Origin of the sequence: Aggregatibacter sp. oral taxon 458 str. W10330 (assembly GCF_000466335.1) — a bacterium.
Lineage (GTDB): Bacteria > Pseudomonadota > Gammaproteobacteria > Enterobacterales > Pasteurellaceae > Aggregatibacter.
In genome coordinates this window covers 25,524-41,543 of the sequence record NZ_KE952623.1, presented here as the reverse complement: position 1 = coordinate 41,543, position 16,020 = coordinate 25,524, and the positions used below count along the sequence as shown (strand labels likewise).

At 42.0% G+C, this 16,020-nt stretch carries 13 protein-coding genes; 9 read left to right on the top strand and 4 right to left on the bottom strand.

Annotated elements, in window-relative coordinates; genetic code table 11:
* Positions 1–251: 251 nt before the first annotated feature.
* The 4 genes from HMPREF9065_RS01075 to HMPREF9065_RS01090 all read left to right on the top strand — a co-directional run bounded on the left by HMPREF9065_RS01075 (position 252) and on the right by HMPREF9065_RS01090 (position 7,762).
* Positions 252–3,095, top strand: coding sequence for a type I restriction endonuclease subunit R (locus HMPREF9065_RS01075; protein ID WP_021616928.1), 2,844 nt, complete (start codon positions 252–254; stop codon positions 3,093–3,095).
* A 2-nt stretch (positions 3,096–3,097) separates the two neighbouring features.
* The gene (locus tag HMPREF9065_RS01080; protein WP_033002758.1) at positions 3,098–4,525 is read left to right on the top strand and encodes a restriction endonuclease subunit S; all 1,428 of its coding nucleotides are present in this window, start codon (positions 3,098–3,100) and stop codon (positions 4,523–4,525) included.
* Positions 4,526–4,671: 146 nt separating this feature from the next.
* Positions 4,672–6,129, top strand: coding sequence for an ATP-binding protein (locus tag HMPREF9065_RS01085; protein WP_021616926.1), 1,458 nt, complete (start codon positions 4,672–4,674; stop codon positions 6,127–6,129).
* A gap of 136 nt (positions 6,130–6,265) precedes the next feature.
* On the top strand, positions 6,266–7,762 hold the full coding sequence (locus HMPREF9065_RS01090; protein WP_021616925.1) for a class I SAM-dependent DNA methyltransferase: 1,497 nt from the start codon (positions 6,266–6,268) through the stop codon (positions 7,760–7,762).
* Positions 7,763–8,140: 378 nt separating this feature from the next.
* Here the strand turns inward: HMPREF9065_RS01090 and HMPREF9065_RS01095 are convergent, their stop codons facing one another.
* A complete protein-coding gene (locus HMPREF9065_RS01095) occupies positions 8,141–8,920 on the bottom strand; it encodes a TOBE domain-containing protein (protein WP_021616924.1) in 780 nt (259 codons plus the stop codon).
* Positions 8,921–9,125: 205 nt separating this feature from the next.
* Between HMPREF9065_RS01095 and modA the strand changes: the two genes are divergently transcribed.
* The 3 genes from modA (at position 9,126) to modC (ending at position 11,734) form a co-directional block, all read left to right on the top strand.
* A complete protein-coding gene (gene modA, locus HMPREF9065_RS01100) occupies positions 9,126–9,890 on the top strand; it encodes a molybdate ABC transporter substrate-binding protein (protein WP_021616923.1) in 765 nt (254 codons plus the stop codon).
* A gap of 67 nt (positions 9,891–9,957) precedes the next feature.
* Positions 9,958–10,686, top strand: a complete 729-nt coding sequence (gene modB / locus HMPREF9065_RS01105) for a molybdate ABC transporter permease subunit (protein WP_033002757.1) — start codon at positions 9,958–9,960, stop codon at positions 10,684–10,686.
* Entirely contained in the window at positions 10,673–11,734 is a 1,062-nt protein-coding gene (gene modC, locus HMPREF9065_RS01110) for a molybdenum ABC transporter ATP-binding protein ModC (RefSeq protein WP_021616921.1), read from the top strand. Before modB ends, modC begins: the two co-directional genes overlap by 14 nt.
* A 316-nt stretch (positions 11,735–12,050) precedes the next feature.
* Here modC and HMPREF9065_RS01115 read toward each other — a convergent pair whose 3' ends face one another.
* From HMPREF9065_RS01115 to HMPREF9065_RS01125, 3 genes are all read right to left on the bottom strand, one after another.
* On the bottom strand, positions 12,051–12,686 hold the full coding sequence (locus HMPREF9065_RS01115) for a DUF421 domain-containing protein (protein WP_021616918.1): 636 nt from the start codon (positions 12,684–12,686) through the stop codon (positions 12,051–12,053).
* Positions 12,686–13,141: a DUF3290 domain-containing protein gene (locus HMPREF9065_RS01120; RefSeq protein ID WP_021616917.1), complete on the bottom strand. Its 456-nt coding sequence runs from the start codon at positions 13,139–13,141 to the stop codon at positions 12,686–12,688. Before HMPREF9065_RS01120 ends, HMPREF9065_RS01115 begins: the two co-directional genes overlap by 1 nt.
* A 75-nt stretch (positions 13,142–13,216) precedes the next feature.
* Complete coding sequence (locus HMPREF9065_RS01125; protein WP_021616916.1) at positions 13,217–13,552, bottom strand: DUF496 family protein; 336 nt, start codon at positions 13,550–13,552, stop codon at positions 13,217–13,219.
* Positions 13,553–13,750: 198 nt separating this feature from the next.
* Between HMPREF9065_RS01125 and serC the strand changes: the two genes are divergently transcribed.
* Both serC and hisC read left to right on the top strand, forming a co-directional pair.
* The gene (serC, locus tag HMPREF9065_RS01130; RefSeq protein ID WP_021616915.1) at positions 13,751–14,833 is read left to right on the top strand and encodes a 3-phosphoserine/phosphohydroxythreonine transaminase; all 1,083 of its coding nucleotides are present in this window, start codon (positions 13,751–13,753) and stop codon (positions 14,831–14,833) included.
* Between the two features lie 80 nt (positions 14,834–14,913).
* Positions 14,914–16,011 (top strand): histidinol-phosphate transaminase, encoded by a 1,098-nt coding sequence (gene hisC, locus HMPREF9065_RS01135; protein WP_021616914.1) that lies wholly within the window; start codon positions 14,914–14,916, stop codon positions 16,009–16,011.
* Positions 16,012–16,020: the final 9 nt, after the last annotated feature.

Here is a 16,020-nt window from a genome sequence, read left to right as displayed (position 1 = left end):
ATATAAATCTCCTGTGTGTTATCTGGTCGACTAATTAAAGTGCGGTTATTTTATGGGAAACTTATAGAAATGTAATATTTCTAAAGATGGACTTTATTGTTCAGAATTTGTGAATAATAGAGCGCTGTCTGAACACTATTTTAAGATTTCGATAGGAATTTTATATTGATGCTGTAAAATATTTTACTAAAATCATTAAACCTAGTAATTGAAGATTGTTTTTGATTTAACTCACCATCTAGGAAATATCTATGGACAAACAGGTAACCTACAATCAACACCCCGAACAACAAGCCCGCGACATCATCGATCAAAAACTGGAGCAGTCGGGTTGGGCGGTACAGTCGGTGAAGAACTTTAATCGCAACAGCAGTTTGGGCGTGGCGGTGCGTGAATATCTAACCGACAGCGGTCCGGTAGATTATCTGTTATTTGTTGATGGAGAGCCAGTTGCCATTATTGAAGCCAAAGAAGAAAACTTTGGCCATAAGCTCAATATGGTTGAGGAGCAAAGTGCTCGTTATGCCGACAGCAAACTCAAGCATATTCCGCAAGCAGAGATTGCCTTTTTATATGAAAGCACGGGTGTAGTAACACGCTTTACCAACCGTAACGATCCAGCCCCGCGTGCCCGTGAAGTATTTCATTTTCATCGTCCTGAAACATTGCAAAAATGGGCAAACGAAGGCAAAAACACTCTGCGTGCCAAACTCAAGGCGATACCGCCACTCAATCCCAATCATCTGTCTGCGGCTGAACTTGGTTTGCGCGATTGCCAATTAACCGCCATAGAAAATATGCAAGATTCTTTGGCAAAAGATTTGCCGCGCGCCTTGATTCAGATGGCCACAGGCGCAGGCAAAACCTATACCGCCATCAGCATTATGTATCGCTTGCTCAAATACACAGGCAAACGCCGCATTTTGTTTTTAGTCGACACCGTCAACTTGGGCGAACAGGCCGAGCAGGAAATGTTGGTTTTTACCCCGTCTGACGACAACCGCAAATTTACCGAACTCTACAACGCTCAAGTCATTAAATCGCCGCACATTCCCAACGGCGTAGAAGTCTGCATTTGTACCATTCAGCGCATGTATTCCCTATTAAAAGGGGAAGATCTGGCGATACCGGATGACAGCATGGAATTAGAAGAATGGGAAAACCGCTTAAAAGAACCATTGCCCGTTGCCTATCAACCGGATCTGCCACCCGAATTTTTCGATTTTATCTTTATCGACGAATGCCATCGCTCCATTTACAACCTTTGGCGGCAAGTGTTGGATTATTTTGATGCCTATCTGATTGGCTTAACTGCCACACCGGATAACCGCACTTTTGGCTTTTTCAATCAAAATGTCGTCAGCGAATACAGCCACGAACAAGCCGTAGCCGATGGCGTAAACGTAGGCAATGAGGTCTATCTGATCAATACCAAAATCAGCCTTGAAGGCGGAAAATTCAAAGCCGAAGAGCTGGTCGAACACCGCGAGCGCACCACACGCCGTAAACGCTGGCAGCAGCAAGATAGCGATGAAGACTATACCGCCAAGCAACTCGACAGGGATGTTGTCAATCCAAGCCAAATCCGCACCATTATCCGTACTTTCCGCGACCATTTGCCCGTAATGTTCCCAAATCGTCAAGAAGTACCCAAAACCTTGATTTTTGCTAAAAACGACAGCCACGCCGACGACATCATCAAAATGGTGCGGGAAGAGTTCGGGCAAGGCAACGAATTTTGCAAAAAAATCACTTACAAAGCCAAAGACGATATTGTGGGAGAGAACGGCGAAATCATCGAACAAGGCGAAGAACCCAAAACCGTCTTAGCGAATTTCCGCAACAGCTACAACCCACGCATTGCCGTTACCGTCGATATGATTGCCACGGGAACGGATGTCCGCCCGCTCGAATGCCTGCTGTTTATGCGCGATGTTAAAAGCCGCAATTATTTCGAGCAAATGAAAGGGCGCGGCACACGCACGCTTGATAAAGAAGGCTTACAAAAAGTCAGCCCATCCGCATCATCAGCCAAAACCCATTATGTGATTGTCGATGCGATTGGCGTTACAAAATCGCTCAAAACGGCAAGCCAACAATTAGACACCAAACGTTCGGTCAGCTTTTCCGATTTAGGAAAAGCCGTCGTCTTCGGCGGCGCATATGATAGCGACAGCATCAGCTCACTGGCGGCGCGCCTTGCCCGTTTAAACAAACAGCTGGATAACGAACAACAGCAGCAGATTACCGTCATCACAGGCGGCGTCCCATTACCGCAATTGGTCAAAGACCTGTTTCATGCCATCAATGCCGACGAAATTCATCAGGCAGCCTGCGAACAAGAAGGTATTTCCATTGATGAGATGCCGTCTGAAAAAACCGTTTTACAGATACAAAAACAACGCGTCAAAGCCGCCGCACGTCCGCTTTCCATGGAACTCATCACCACATTGGACGACATCCGCAAACAAAACGAGCAGAAAATTGACGCCGAGATTGATGAAGTCATCCACGCAGGCTGGGCGGAAAATGATGAAACCCTGACCCAAGATTTTGCCGAATGGATACGCAGTAACAAAGACGAAATCACCGCCTTGCAGATTTTCTATAATCAGCCTTATCAACGCCAAGCCTTGAGCCTTGCGATGATTAAAGAGCTGGCAGCCGCCATCAAAAAAGCCAAACCGAAATTGGCATTTACTCATATTTGGCAGGCGTACGCGCGTTTGGATAACGTCAGCGAACAGGCAGAAAGCGAACTCACCGCCTTAGTCAGCCTTGTTCGCCGAGTGATTGGCATTGATGGCAAAATCACCCCGTTTAGCAAAACCGTGCGTAAAAACTTCCAAACATGGACGTTTGAACACAACGCCCGCGCTGACAAACCGCTGACTGAAGAACAAATGCAATGGCTGACCATGATTCGTGACCACATCATCACTTCCTTTGCCATCGACAGGAACGACTTTGAACTTACCCCGTTCAACCAACACGGTGGATTGGGGCAAGCCTATGATGTATTGAGTGAAATTGCCGCCAACGACCAAGACTTTAACACCCTATTAAACGAGATTAACCGACAATGGACAGCATAACAATGACCGCAGAACAGCAATTGCCTGAAGGGTGGGAAAAAACGACTTTGGGGGAGATTTCTATTGTAAAAATGGGGCAATCTCCAAACGGAAAATCTTACAACAAAGAAAAAGAAGGTTATCTGCTAATTGGCGGTGCAAGTGATTTGGGCAATATATATCCATCTCCTAAACAATATACCAACGAAGCTACTAAATTAAGCAAGACCAATGACATTATTATCTGCATTCGAGCAACAATTGGACGCTTGAATTTAAGCGATAAGGTTTATTGTTTGGGACGCGGTGTTGCAGGAATTGAAGTTAATGCAAACGTTGAAGCTAAATTTATTTGGTATTCTTTAATGAATAGTGAGGCATATCTTTTAAAAAATAGCACTGGTACAACGTTTCAACAAGTTTCTAGCCCTACATTAAAAAAATTACCGATTGTTTACCCAACCAGCAAAGAAACCCAACAAGCCATCGTCAATAAAATCGAAAGCCTGTTTGGCGAAATCGACGAAGGCATAGGTCGTCTGAAAACCGCAGCGCAGCAAATCCAACAATACCGCCAATCCCTGCTCAAAAACGCCTTTAACGGCGAACTCACCAAAGAATGGCGTAGCAAGCACGCAGACACCTTGCCGTCTGAAAACGAACTGCTCACCCAAATTCAGACGATCCGCGAACAACACCACGCCCAACAGCTTGCTGACTGGCAAACAGCCGTCAGCCAATGGGAACAGAATGGAAAAGAAGGGAAAAAACCGAGTAAACCTAGCTCATTATCGAGAGTAAATATACTCTCTAAAGATAGTGAATTGCCTGAAAATTGGCTATTAACAGAAGCAGAATCTATTTGTGATTTTATTACCAAAGGTACAACTCCTCCTAAGAATGAACTATTTATGAAAAGTGGCGAGGTTCCTTTTTTAAAAGTTTATAATTTAACTAAAAATGGGAAGCTGGATTTCACAATAGAACCTACTTTTGTTTCAAAAGAAACACATAATAATTTCCTAAATCGTTCAAAAGTCTATCCAAATGATATCTTAATGAACATTGTTGGTCCTCCGCTAGGTAAGGTTTCTTTAGTTCCAGATGATTATCCTGAATGGAATATAAACCAAGCAATAGTTATTTATCGTTCAATATTTGTTCATTCTAAATTTTTGGCAAATTATTTATTAGCAGAAAAGACTATAAAACTCATGTCATCTCAAGCTAAAACAACTGCTGGACAACATAATTTAACTTTGGAAATTTGCAGAAATTTGCCGATTCCAGTTTGCTCTCTAGCCGAACAAACCCAAATCGTTGCCATTTTAGAAAGCAAACTCACTGCCTGCGACCAACTCGCCGCCGAACTTGCCAAACAACTCAAACAAGCCGAGCTGCTCAAACAGGCGGTACTGAAAGCTGCGTTTTCGGGGGAATTGAGGGAATAACAATTTGTTTAACCGTTGCTTAACTACGGGCTTATTTTTGGCTGTGTATTAAATAAATTATTTATATAATTCAATGTGTTAAATATTTTCATTTGTTTAACCATTGCTTAACCGACAGGTAGCCTACCACATTAAAGAGAACGTAAATGAACCATAAAGAGATACACCAATTACAGTATTTAGCTGATGAACTGATTAAGTTACCCAAAGAAAATGAATGGGTTGAGTTTAAAACCAATAATAAAGACCCGAAGATGATTGGGGAGGATATTTCCGCACTTTCCAATAGTGCCGCGTTACTGGGTAAAGTGTCTGCTTATATGGTTTGGGGTGTGGAAGATGTCAATCATGAAATCGTAGGGACAGATTTCAAACCTTCTGCAACGAAACATAAACAGCAAGAGCTGGAAAGTTGGTTGCTGCAAAAACTTGAGCCGAAAATTGATTTCCATTTTTGGGAATTTGAATATCAAGATTTTGAAATGGTGATTTTGGAAATTCAAGCCGCCATGCATAAACCGGTAAGGTTTGACGGAACGGAATATATCCGTATCGGTTCTTATACCAAAAAACTACGCGATTTTTCAGAAAAAGAGCGGGAATTGTGGCGGGTTTTAGACCGAGTTCCCTTTGAAAAGCAGATTGCACTCAAATCCGTTAGTGGAGAAAAAGTTCTTCAATTGCTCGATTTTGTAAAATATTTTGATATGACCAAACAGCCCTTATCCGATACGCAACAGGGAATTTTGGCGAAATTGCAAGATGATAAATTGATTGTCGAGAATGCCGGTGTTTGGGATATTACCAATCTGGGGGCGATTTTATTTGCTAAACGCCTTTCTGATTTTGACCATTTGGCGAAAAAAGCGATGAGGATTATTCGTTACCAAGGTAATAATAAATTTACTACCGAAAAAGAAATTAATAGTTTGGCAGGATATGCAGTTGATTTTGAACAGATTATGCAAAGTGTTAAAGCATTACTGCCTTCTTACGAAGAAATCGGTTTGACCTTTCGCAAAGAGATGAATGCTTATCCTGAAATCGCATTACGTGAATTGGTAGCTAATGCTCTGATTCATCAGGATTTCAATATCTCCGGCACTTCACCTATGATCGAAATTTTTTCTCATCGGTTGGAAATCACCAATACAGGTTCACCCTTAATCGAAGTCGAACGCTTTATGGATAAGCCGCCATGTAGTCGCAATGAGCATTTGGCAGCACTGATGCGTAGACTCGATATTTGTGAAGAGCGTGGCACAGGTATTGATAAAGTCATTTTGCAAATCGAACTCAATCAGATGCCTGCACCGCTTTTTGAAGATTTGGGAAATTATACAAAAGCGACATTATTCACCTATCGCCCTTTCTCGGATATTACAAAGGAAGAACGCCTGCGTGCTTGTTACTGGCACTGTGTATTTAAATATGCCAATCGTGAACAAATGAGTAATGCCAGTTTGAGGGAACGCTTTGGTAATGCCGTAAGTAGTGCGATGATTAGCAAAATTATCAAAGAAGCACAAGAAAAGGGGTTTATCAAGATTTTTGATGAAGAAGCCGGTTCTAAAGCGAAAAAATATATTCCTGTGTGGAGCTAATTTGTTTAACCGTTTCTTTATCTGGAGTTTTTTTTTTGACTAAAATAGATTTATATTCAATATAATCAATAGGTTAAAAAATGAAATTTGTTTAACCGTTGCTTAACCGCAGAGTTTTAAAATTTAAGAGTAACTCATGACCACAACGCAAAACCACACTTCAAATGCCATCGTCCAAAAGGTTTGGAGTTTCTGCCATATGCTGCGCGATGACGGCGTAAGCTACGGCGACTATTTGGAGCAGATTACCTATCTGATTTTCTTGAAGATGGCGTTTGAATACAGCCAGCCGCCCTACAATCGTGATGTCGGCATTCCGGAAGAATACAACTGGAAAAGTCTGACCGACCGCACAGGCGCGGAATTGGAAAGTTATTATCTCGCTTTGTTGCGCGATTTAAGTATGCGTAAAGGCTTGCTTGGGCAAATCTTTGCCAAGGCGCAAAATAAAATCCAAGACCCTGCCAAATTATCCCGTTTGGTGGCGATGATTGATGAAACCAAATGGACGCGCTTGGGCGTGGATGTAAAAGGCGATATTTACGAAGGCATTTTGGAAAAAAATGCCGAAGATACCAAATCAGGCGCGGGGCAATACTTTACGCCGCGCGCTTTGATTCAAGCAATTGTCGAATGTGTCCGCCCGCAGCCGGATACCCTGATTGCCGACCCGGCAGCAGGCACCGGCGGCTTTTTATTGGCGGCATACAGTTATTTGGAAAAACACGCCAATCTAAACACCGACCAAAAAGAGCGGTTAAAAAAAGGGACGTTTTTCGGCAATGAAATCGTCGCCAATACCCGCCGTTTGTGTTTGATGAACCTGTTTTTACACGGCATTGGCGAAATGGACGGCGAAAGCCCGATTAGTTCCGATGACTCCTTGGTTGCACCAAGCGCACGCAAAGTGGACTTGGTTTTAGCCAATCCGCCGTTCGGCAAAAAAAGCAGCATGACCATTACCAATGCCGAGGGCGAAGCCGAAACCGAAGATTTTGTCTATAACCGCCAAGACTTTTGGGCAACCACTTCCAACAAACAAGTCAACTTCTTGCAGCATATTTACACGATGCTCAAAAACAACGGACGGGCGGCCGTGGTTGTGCCTGATAATGTGCTGTTTGAAGGCGGCGCTGGCGAAACCGTGCGTAAGAAACTATTGCAGATGACCGATTTGCACACAATTTTGCGTCTGCCAACGGGGATTTTCTACGCCCAAGGCGTGAAAGCAAATGTGTTGTTCTTTGATAACCGTCCTGCGCAGGAAAAAGCCGTTACCCAAGAAGTTTGGGTGTATGACTATCGCACCAATGTACACCACACGCTGAAGAAAAAACCGATGCAGTTGGCGGATTTGCAGGATTTCATTACCTGCTATTGCCCCGAAGACCGTTCAAAACGCGCAGAAACCTATCATGCCGAAAACAATCCCAACGGACGCTGGCGTAAATTTAGTATCGATGAAATCAATCAGCGCGAAAAAACCAGCTTGGATATTTTCTGGCTGAAAGACCATTCTTTAACCGACTTGGACAATCTGCCCGCCCCTGATATTCTAGCCGATGAAATCATTGAAAATATCGAAGCGGCTTTGATGAGTTTTCGAAACGTTGCTGAGCAGTTGGGAGGATAATTGATGTTGGTCACATCGTGATGCTTTGTTTCTTAGGCTTTGAAAAAACAACTGCATTTTATATAGAAAACTTTAGATTTTGCCAAAGTCTAAAATCAGCACATAACGAAGCAAGCTATTTTCTCGAGTAACTTGAGTAAATCGGAACTAATAGTAGTCAATTTGTCATTACTAGAACGATCAAAATCACTGGCTAATTCTTGTAATTTCAAGTGTGAAAGTGCTGTCAGTTTTCAAAATGTTTTTTAATCTAACCGCACTTTGAACTGTATCTGAATAACCGGGCAAGTGAAATGGAATAGGACAACTATTTTAGATTGAACTTAAGGTTTATCCTGTTTAATTTTTGAATAGTAGATGACTTGCTACATCTCAGCCTTAATAAAGCGTCGCAATAATCACCTGTTCCGGATCAACAGAAGCCCAAACGGACTGATTGATTTCCACATGTTGATCTTTTGTGAGCGTTGCACAGAACTCGATGTTCGAGCTTTCTAACACTAAAATCGCTTCACCGGCTTCACCTTTGTCAATAATGGAGGTGACCTTGGCTTTAAATTGATTTGGCAAATTCTCTTGCGGATTGGCGGTAATTTTGACCCATGGTGCTTTAAACATCACCATGACTTCTTTGTCAGATTCAAGTTTTAAACGCACCGCACTTTTTTCAGTGATAGAGACAGTCAGCGGTTTGTCAAAATCTTCTAAAAGAATGTCAACAAAACAGTGAATATCTTCAAATCTTAATGCTTGTACTTTGCCGAAAAATTGGTTTCTGGCACTGGTTTGTAAGGAAAAACGTGCCATGGCAGAGAGCAAACTGTTTAGCGGCACTTTTTCATCATGCAAAATATCAAAGGCTTTTTCTTGGGTTTGTTCTAGCAAATCATAGAGTTTCAATAAACGTTGTGCATAAACGGTTAATGCTGTTCCGCCACCATTTCGCCCACCAATATTGCGTTCTAACAACGGTTTTGGGCTAATTTGGTTCATGGCTTCAAGGTGATCCCAAGCACTTTTATAACTGACATTGGCATTTTTAGCCGCTTGATTGATAGAACCGCATTTTTCAATTTCTTGTAATAAACGGATGCGTTTAGGATCGGCGAAAAGGGTCTCTTTCAGTTTGATAGTGAGTAAAATTTCTGTTCCGTTCATCGTGTTCCTCAAAATTGCGCTGACGATTGTATGCGGCACATCATACTATATTTCTAAAAGAATAAGAATGTTTAACCCTACCTCCGAAAGGTTAGGATGTATTTTGTTTTTTAAATAATGGGTTATACGCCTTTTATTTCTCTATTTTCGTTGTATAATTTGCGCTATATATAACTTATTAACTAACCAAAACGGAGTTTTTACTATGTTTAAATATTCAAAAATCGCTGCCGGTTTAGCGGCAGCTTGTTTGGCATTCTCTCTTTCTGCACAGGCGAAAGTGACTGTGTTTGCTGCTGCTTCAATGACCGATTCATTAAAACAAGTGGCAGAAGATTACAAAAAAGTGAATCCGAAAGAAGAAGTGGTATTTTCTTTTGCGTCTTCTTCAACTTTAGCAAAACAAATTGAAGAAGGTGCGCCTGCCGATTTATTTATTTCAGCCAGCACAAAATGGATGAAATACCTTTCAGAAAAAGGGTTAACCGTTAAAGAAACCGAAAAATTATTAGTGGGTAATGAACTGGTTTTAATCTCACAAAAAGACAGCAAATTACAAAACGTTGATATCGCAAAAGGCGAATGGATCAACCAATTAAAAGATGCTTATTTGTCTGTAGGTGACCCGGCACACGTGCCTGCAGGTCAATATGCAGAAGAAGCGTTAACCAAACTAAACTTATGGGATCAAGTCAAAGACAAATTAGCTCGTGCCAAAGACGTGCGTGCGGCATTAGCCTTAGTTGAACGTGGTGAATCTCCTTTAGGTATCGTGTATGCGACCGATGCGAAAGTGAGCAAAGAAGTGAAAGCGATTGGCGTGTTCCCACAAGATTCTTACAAACCGGCAGATTATCCGGTTGCGATTTTAAAAGATCACAACAATGCGGAAACGCAAGCATTCTTGAAATACTTAGAATCGCCTGAAGCGAAAAAAGTATTTGCTGATTATGGTTTCTCTGTAAAATAAGCAAACCGACTTTGACTCATTAAGCGTAGCCATGATGCTACGCTTTGTTTATATAGGGAATTGAATTTTGTTTACAGAGTTTCTAGTGTTATTAGGCTTGAGTCCATTAGAAATCGATGCCATTCGTTTGAGTTTAGAGGTTTCGGTCAGTGCTATGGTATGGAGTTTGCCTGTTGCCGTTTGGGTGGCATGGCTTTTGGCACGAAAAGATTTTTATGGCAAATCCATTGTGGGTGGGATTATTCACTTGCCTTTGGTGTTGCCGCCGGTTGTCATTGGTTATCTTTTATTGGTTGCCATGGGACGCAATGGTTTTATCGGCAAGTATTTATATCAATGGTTTGGATTGACCTTTGGATTTAGTTGGAAAGGGGCTGTATTAGCTTCTGCGGTGGTGGCATTCCCTTTGGTCGTGCGTGCCATTCGCCTTTCCCTTGAAAGTATTGATTTAAAATTGGAACAGGCCGCCAGAACACTGGGGGCTTCTGCATGGCGGGTATTTTTAACGATTACCTTACCGTTATCTTTACCGGGTATTCTCGCGGGAATTGTACTCGGTTTTGCCCGCTCTTTAGGGGAATTCGGCGCCACCATCACCTTTGTGTCCAATATTGCCGGCGAAACCCAAACCATTCCCTTGGCCATGTATTCCTTTATTCAAACACCGGGGGCAGAAGAACAAGCGGCCAGATTATGTGTCTTTGCTGTGATTTTATCGCTGATTTCTTTATTGTTATCGGAATGGTTGGCAAAACGTATGCAAAAAAGATTAGGACAAAGCGATGCTGCACATTGATGTAAAAAAACAGTTAGGTACTTTACCCCTAGAAGCGCATTTAGATATTCCATCGCAAGGCGTCACCGCACTTTTTGGTTTGTCCGGCTCGGGGAAGTCTTCCCTTATTAATCTTGTCAGCGGGTTGATTAATCCGGATGAAGGCGTGATTTCGTTAAATGATCGTGAATTGTTCAATTCGGTAGAAAATGTTTGTGTGCCGATCAATCAGCGCAATATTGGCTATGTTTTTCAGGATGCCCGTTTATTTCCTCATTATACGGTGAATGGCAATTTGCGTTATGGCATGAAAAATACCAGTAAAGATGAATTTAACTATATTGTTGAGTTGCTCGGTATTGGGCATTTGTTAAAACGCTATCCGATAACCTTATCCGGTGGTGAAAAACAACGGGTTGCCATCGGTCGGGCGTTATTGACGGATCCGGAAATTTTATTAATGGATGAACCCCTTTCTGCCTTGGACTTACCACGCAAACGTGAGCTGATGAATTATCTGGAACGGCTATCGAAAGAAATTAACATTCCGATTTTATATGTCACTCACAGTCTTGATGAATTACTGCGTTTAGCTGAGCGGGTAGTGTTGCTCACTAACGGTAAAGTGGAAGCTTATGATGTGTTAGAAAATATTTGGGAAAGTCCGCTGTTTCTTCCTTGGAAGCAAGAAAACGAACAAAGTGCGGTGCTTTCTTTGCCTGTTTTTATGCATAATCCATCTTATAAAATGACCGCACTTTCGATTGGCGATCAGAATATTTGGATTAATCAAGTTGAGGCGCAGATCAATGACAATGTGCGAATTTGCATTCATAGTTCCGATGTGTCGATTAGTTTGAATAAAGTAGAACAATCGAGTATTCGTAACACATTGTATGGACGGATTGTTAAGATTTTAGAGCTGGAAAATCGAGTGGATTTAAAACTAGATATTGGCGGAAAACATCTTTGGGCAAGTATCAGTAAATGGTCGTTCCATGATTTAGCGTTACAACTGGGACAACTGGTTTATGCGCAAATTAAAGCGATTTCCGTGATGTCGGCCTAAATCCATAAATAAAAAAGACCGCAAATCGTAGCGTGCAACAAGTTGCACGCTACGTACGAAATCGTGAATGCACGAAAAGGGTAAATAACGTTCCGTGCGTGGTTTGGTCGTGCATCAAGATGCACGCTACATGAATTGGGCATCGAGATTAATCATTCGTGCATCAAGATGCACGCTACGTACGAAATCGTGAATTACGCATCGGGGTTAATCATTCGTGCAACAAGTTGCACGCTACGTACTAAATCCATAAATAAAAAAAGACCGCACTTTAGCATTTACGCATAAAGTGCGGTCTTTTTATGAGGTATTTTTATTATGCCTTTTCATACAAATGCGTAATTAACTTACCGTTTAGATACTCACCGATATAGACTTTATTCAGTTCCAGTTTCTGTTCTTCCAGCTGCGCTTTCACCCACTCTTCATCTTTGTTGATGATGTCTAAAACATCGGAGTCTAATTGCCCATCCACAATAAGCGGATAACGCAAACTTTCATCGCCATATTGAATAATGGAAAGCTGACCATTTTGCTCCAATACAGCACGTTTTACCGAGGCAATTTCGTACACACCGGCCGCTCTTAACTTAAACATTAGATCATGGGCGGAAATGCCATTACGCATACATTCTGCGGTTTGCACTTTGCCGTTTAAAATCACCCAAACCGGTTTACCGTCGATGATCGACTTCACAAATTGGTTATGATTCTTAATAAACCGCAAGGTGAAAATAAGCAACGTCCAAAGTACCAAGACTAACGAAAATTGCAATACGCCGATGCTATCACTATAAATCACACCACCGATAATACCGCCTAACACATAATTTTGCACTTGATCCATTGCGGACGTCGGCGCCAAATTGCCTTTTCCCATCAAGTTGATTTGCAGCACTAAACCAATAATGCCCATGACTAACTTAATGCCTAACAAGGTATAACCTTCCATTAATTCTCCTCCTTGTCGATAACGTTAATATTTGGGTTCACCAAATGGATCGGTAATAAATTGTAGGCGGTAAAATCATTATTGAAATGCACCTCATAATATTTATCTCGAATATTCAAAATCATCCCATTACTTAAGCTCCGGCTATTGACCCGAATCTCTTCTGCCGCCACCTGTTGTGATTCTTTCACGGAAGTTAAAAATGTTACCATGCGTGACGTATCGTTCGCATATACTTGATTTTGCTCGTATTGACTATATTGCACGCCAAACAAGAAAATGATCAAAAGTAAAAAAATGATGCTTAAATCGCGGTATTTTGTTTCTAACTGATGACGTAAATATAAGACGGTGACAAATAATAATGCGCAAAGCGCAATGAAGATGACAACATATTTCAGGTATCCCTGAAAATGCATCTGGCTTTCGAGATAAAAATAAGAAAAAAAAGACATACATGATCCCAATAAAAAAATAAATGGTGAACTAAGTCACCATTTTCTTGAACTTCTTGAACTAAGTCTTAACGGCTATGCTTTTTTAGCCGATTCACACGCAGATTTGGCTTGCATTTTCATTTTACTGCTAATTTCACGACGTTGTTTAGACAATTCTGCATTACGGATAACATAGTCATCCACCCGGTTTTCGTAGTCGTCACGCATATTTTCGATAATGGCGCGAACATCTTCAATTCGCATATCATCACGGATATATTGATTTAAATTATCTAATAGCAATACACGTTTTTGGTTATCGCGAATTTTACGATTGTTATCGTCCATATCGCGCAATAGTTTATTTTTTAAGCGATACATACGCACATACTCCAAAACATCTTGAAAAGACTTGTTGACGTTTTCCATTGATTTGCTCCCTTTATAGTAAAAATGAATTGGCGATAATGTAGCCTTTTTTGTAAATTTCGTCAAAAAATTCCCTGTTTTAAAAGGGGATTATTTTCCCTTTCGATAAATTCAAAAAATTTCCGTAAAAATCATTGATTAGAAAACGGTGAGGTGATAAAACTGAAACCAATTTTTCACTAAATCAGAGGAAATCCCATGGCAAACGTATTTAATTTCAGTGCCGGTCCGGCAATGATGCCCAAAGCAGTTTTAGAACAAGCACAACAAGAATTATTAAATTGGCAGGGGCAAGGCACCTCCGTCATGGAAGTGAGCCACCGCGGCAAATTGTTCATGGAATTAATCACCCAATCCCAAGCGGATTTTCGCAAACTCTATAACATTCCTGATAACTACCAAGTTCTTTTTCTGCAAGGTGGCGCGCGCGGGCAATTTGCGGCGATTCCGATGAACTTATTGCGTGAAAACGGCAAAGCGTTGTATTTAAACAGCGGTCACTGGTCTGCTACCGCAGCCAAAGAAGCCCGTTCTTTCTGTGAAATTGATGAAATCAACATTTTAGAACCGGGCGATGAACTCAAAGTCAAATCACTTGATTTTAGCGACATCGCCGAACAATACGATTACGTTCACTACTGTCCGAACGAAACCATTAGTGGCGTGGAAATTTTTGATGTGCCGAACGTCGGCAACGCCGTATTAGTGGGCGACTTCTCCTCTACCATTCTTTCCCGCAAAATAGACATCAGCAAATTTGGCTTAATTTACGCCGGCGCGCAAAAAAACCTTGGCCCGGCAGGGATTACCATTGTTATCGTGCGCGATGATTTAATTGGCAAAGCACGCAAAGCCACACCGTCCATTTGGAATTATGAAACCCAGAAAAACAGCGATTCCATGATCAATACGCCACCAACGTTCGCGTGGTATTTATGTGCTTTAGTGTTCAAACATTTATTGTCTATCGGTGGTTTGCCGGAAATCGAACAACGTAATCAGGCAAAAGCCAAATTGTTGTACGATTATTTAGACAGTAGCGATTTCTACCAAAATAACGTGGCAAAAGCCAACCGCTCTTTAATGAATATCACCTTCACCACGGGCAATGATGAACTGAATGCAAAATTCGTCACCGAAGCCACCGCAGCGGGGTTACAAGCATTAAAAGGACACAAAGTGTTAGGCGGTATGCGCGCGTCTATTTATAACGCCATGCCGATTGAAGGCGTACAAGCATTGATTCAATTCATGCAAAAATTTGCCAAAGAAAACGCATAGCCCTCTTAAAAGTGCGGTCGGCATTCATTATAAAAATCCACCGCACTTTTCTTTCCTTTCATTCTTACTCGGAGCATCTTATGCAATATCTTGATCGTGCCAATGCAGGCGTAAAAGCGCTTTCACCTTACCAAGCCGGCAAGCCCATTGAAGAATTAGAACGCGAATTAGGCATTAAAAACATCATCAAACTCGCTTCCAACGAAAATCCGTTCGGTTTACCGCCCAGCGCCAAAAAAGCGATTCAGGCACAATTAGACAATCTTCATCTTTACCCTGATTCCAACGGATTTTATTTCAAACAAGCAGTAGCCCAAAAATTCGGCTTAAAGCCTGAACAAATCACCCTTGGCAATGGTTCTAACGATTTAATCGAACTCATTGCACACACTTTTGCCTCCGAGCAGGACGAAGTGATTTATTCCCAATACGGCTTCATTGTTTACCCATTAATTAGTCAAGCCTTGAATGCCAAACGGGTAGAAATTCCAGCAAAAAATTACGGTAACGATCTGGCGGCTTTTCTAAACGCGATCACGCCAAAAACAAAATTAATTTACCTCGCTAACCCGAATAACCCGACGGGCAGTTTCTCAAGTGCGGTGGAAATTGCCGACTTTTTAGCCCAAGTGCCACCGCAAGTGATCGTGGCGCTGGACGAAGCCTATGTGGAATTTACCGAGCCGAGCGAACGCGTGGATTCTTTCGGCTTGTTGGCAAAATATCCGAACCTGATCGTGTGCCGCACCCTTTCCAAAGCCTATGGATTAGCCGGTTTACGCATCGGTTATGCCGTTTCCTCGACAGAAATTGCGGGCTTGTTAAATCGCGTACGTCAGCCGTTTAACTGCAACAGCCTTGCCCTTGTCGCAGCCACCGCCGCCATTCAAGACGATGAATTTGTCGCCAAAGTGGCGGAAAATAATCGAATCGGCTTGCAATTATTGCAAAACTTCTTTGATGAAAAAGGCTTGCGTTATGTGCCGTCCAAAGGCAATTTCGTGATGTTGGATTTACAGCAACCTGCTGCACCGATTTATCAAGCGCTGTTACGCAAAGGCGTCATTGTGCGTCCACTTGCCGGTTACGGATTGCCGAACCATTTGCGTATCAGCATCGGCTTGCCGGAAGAAAATCAGCGTTTTTTAACCGCACTTAGCGACATTTTAGGCTTATAACGGACAACT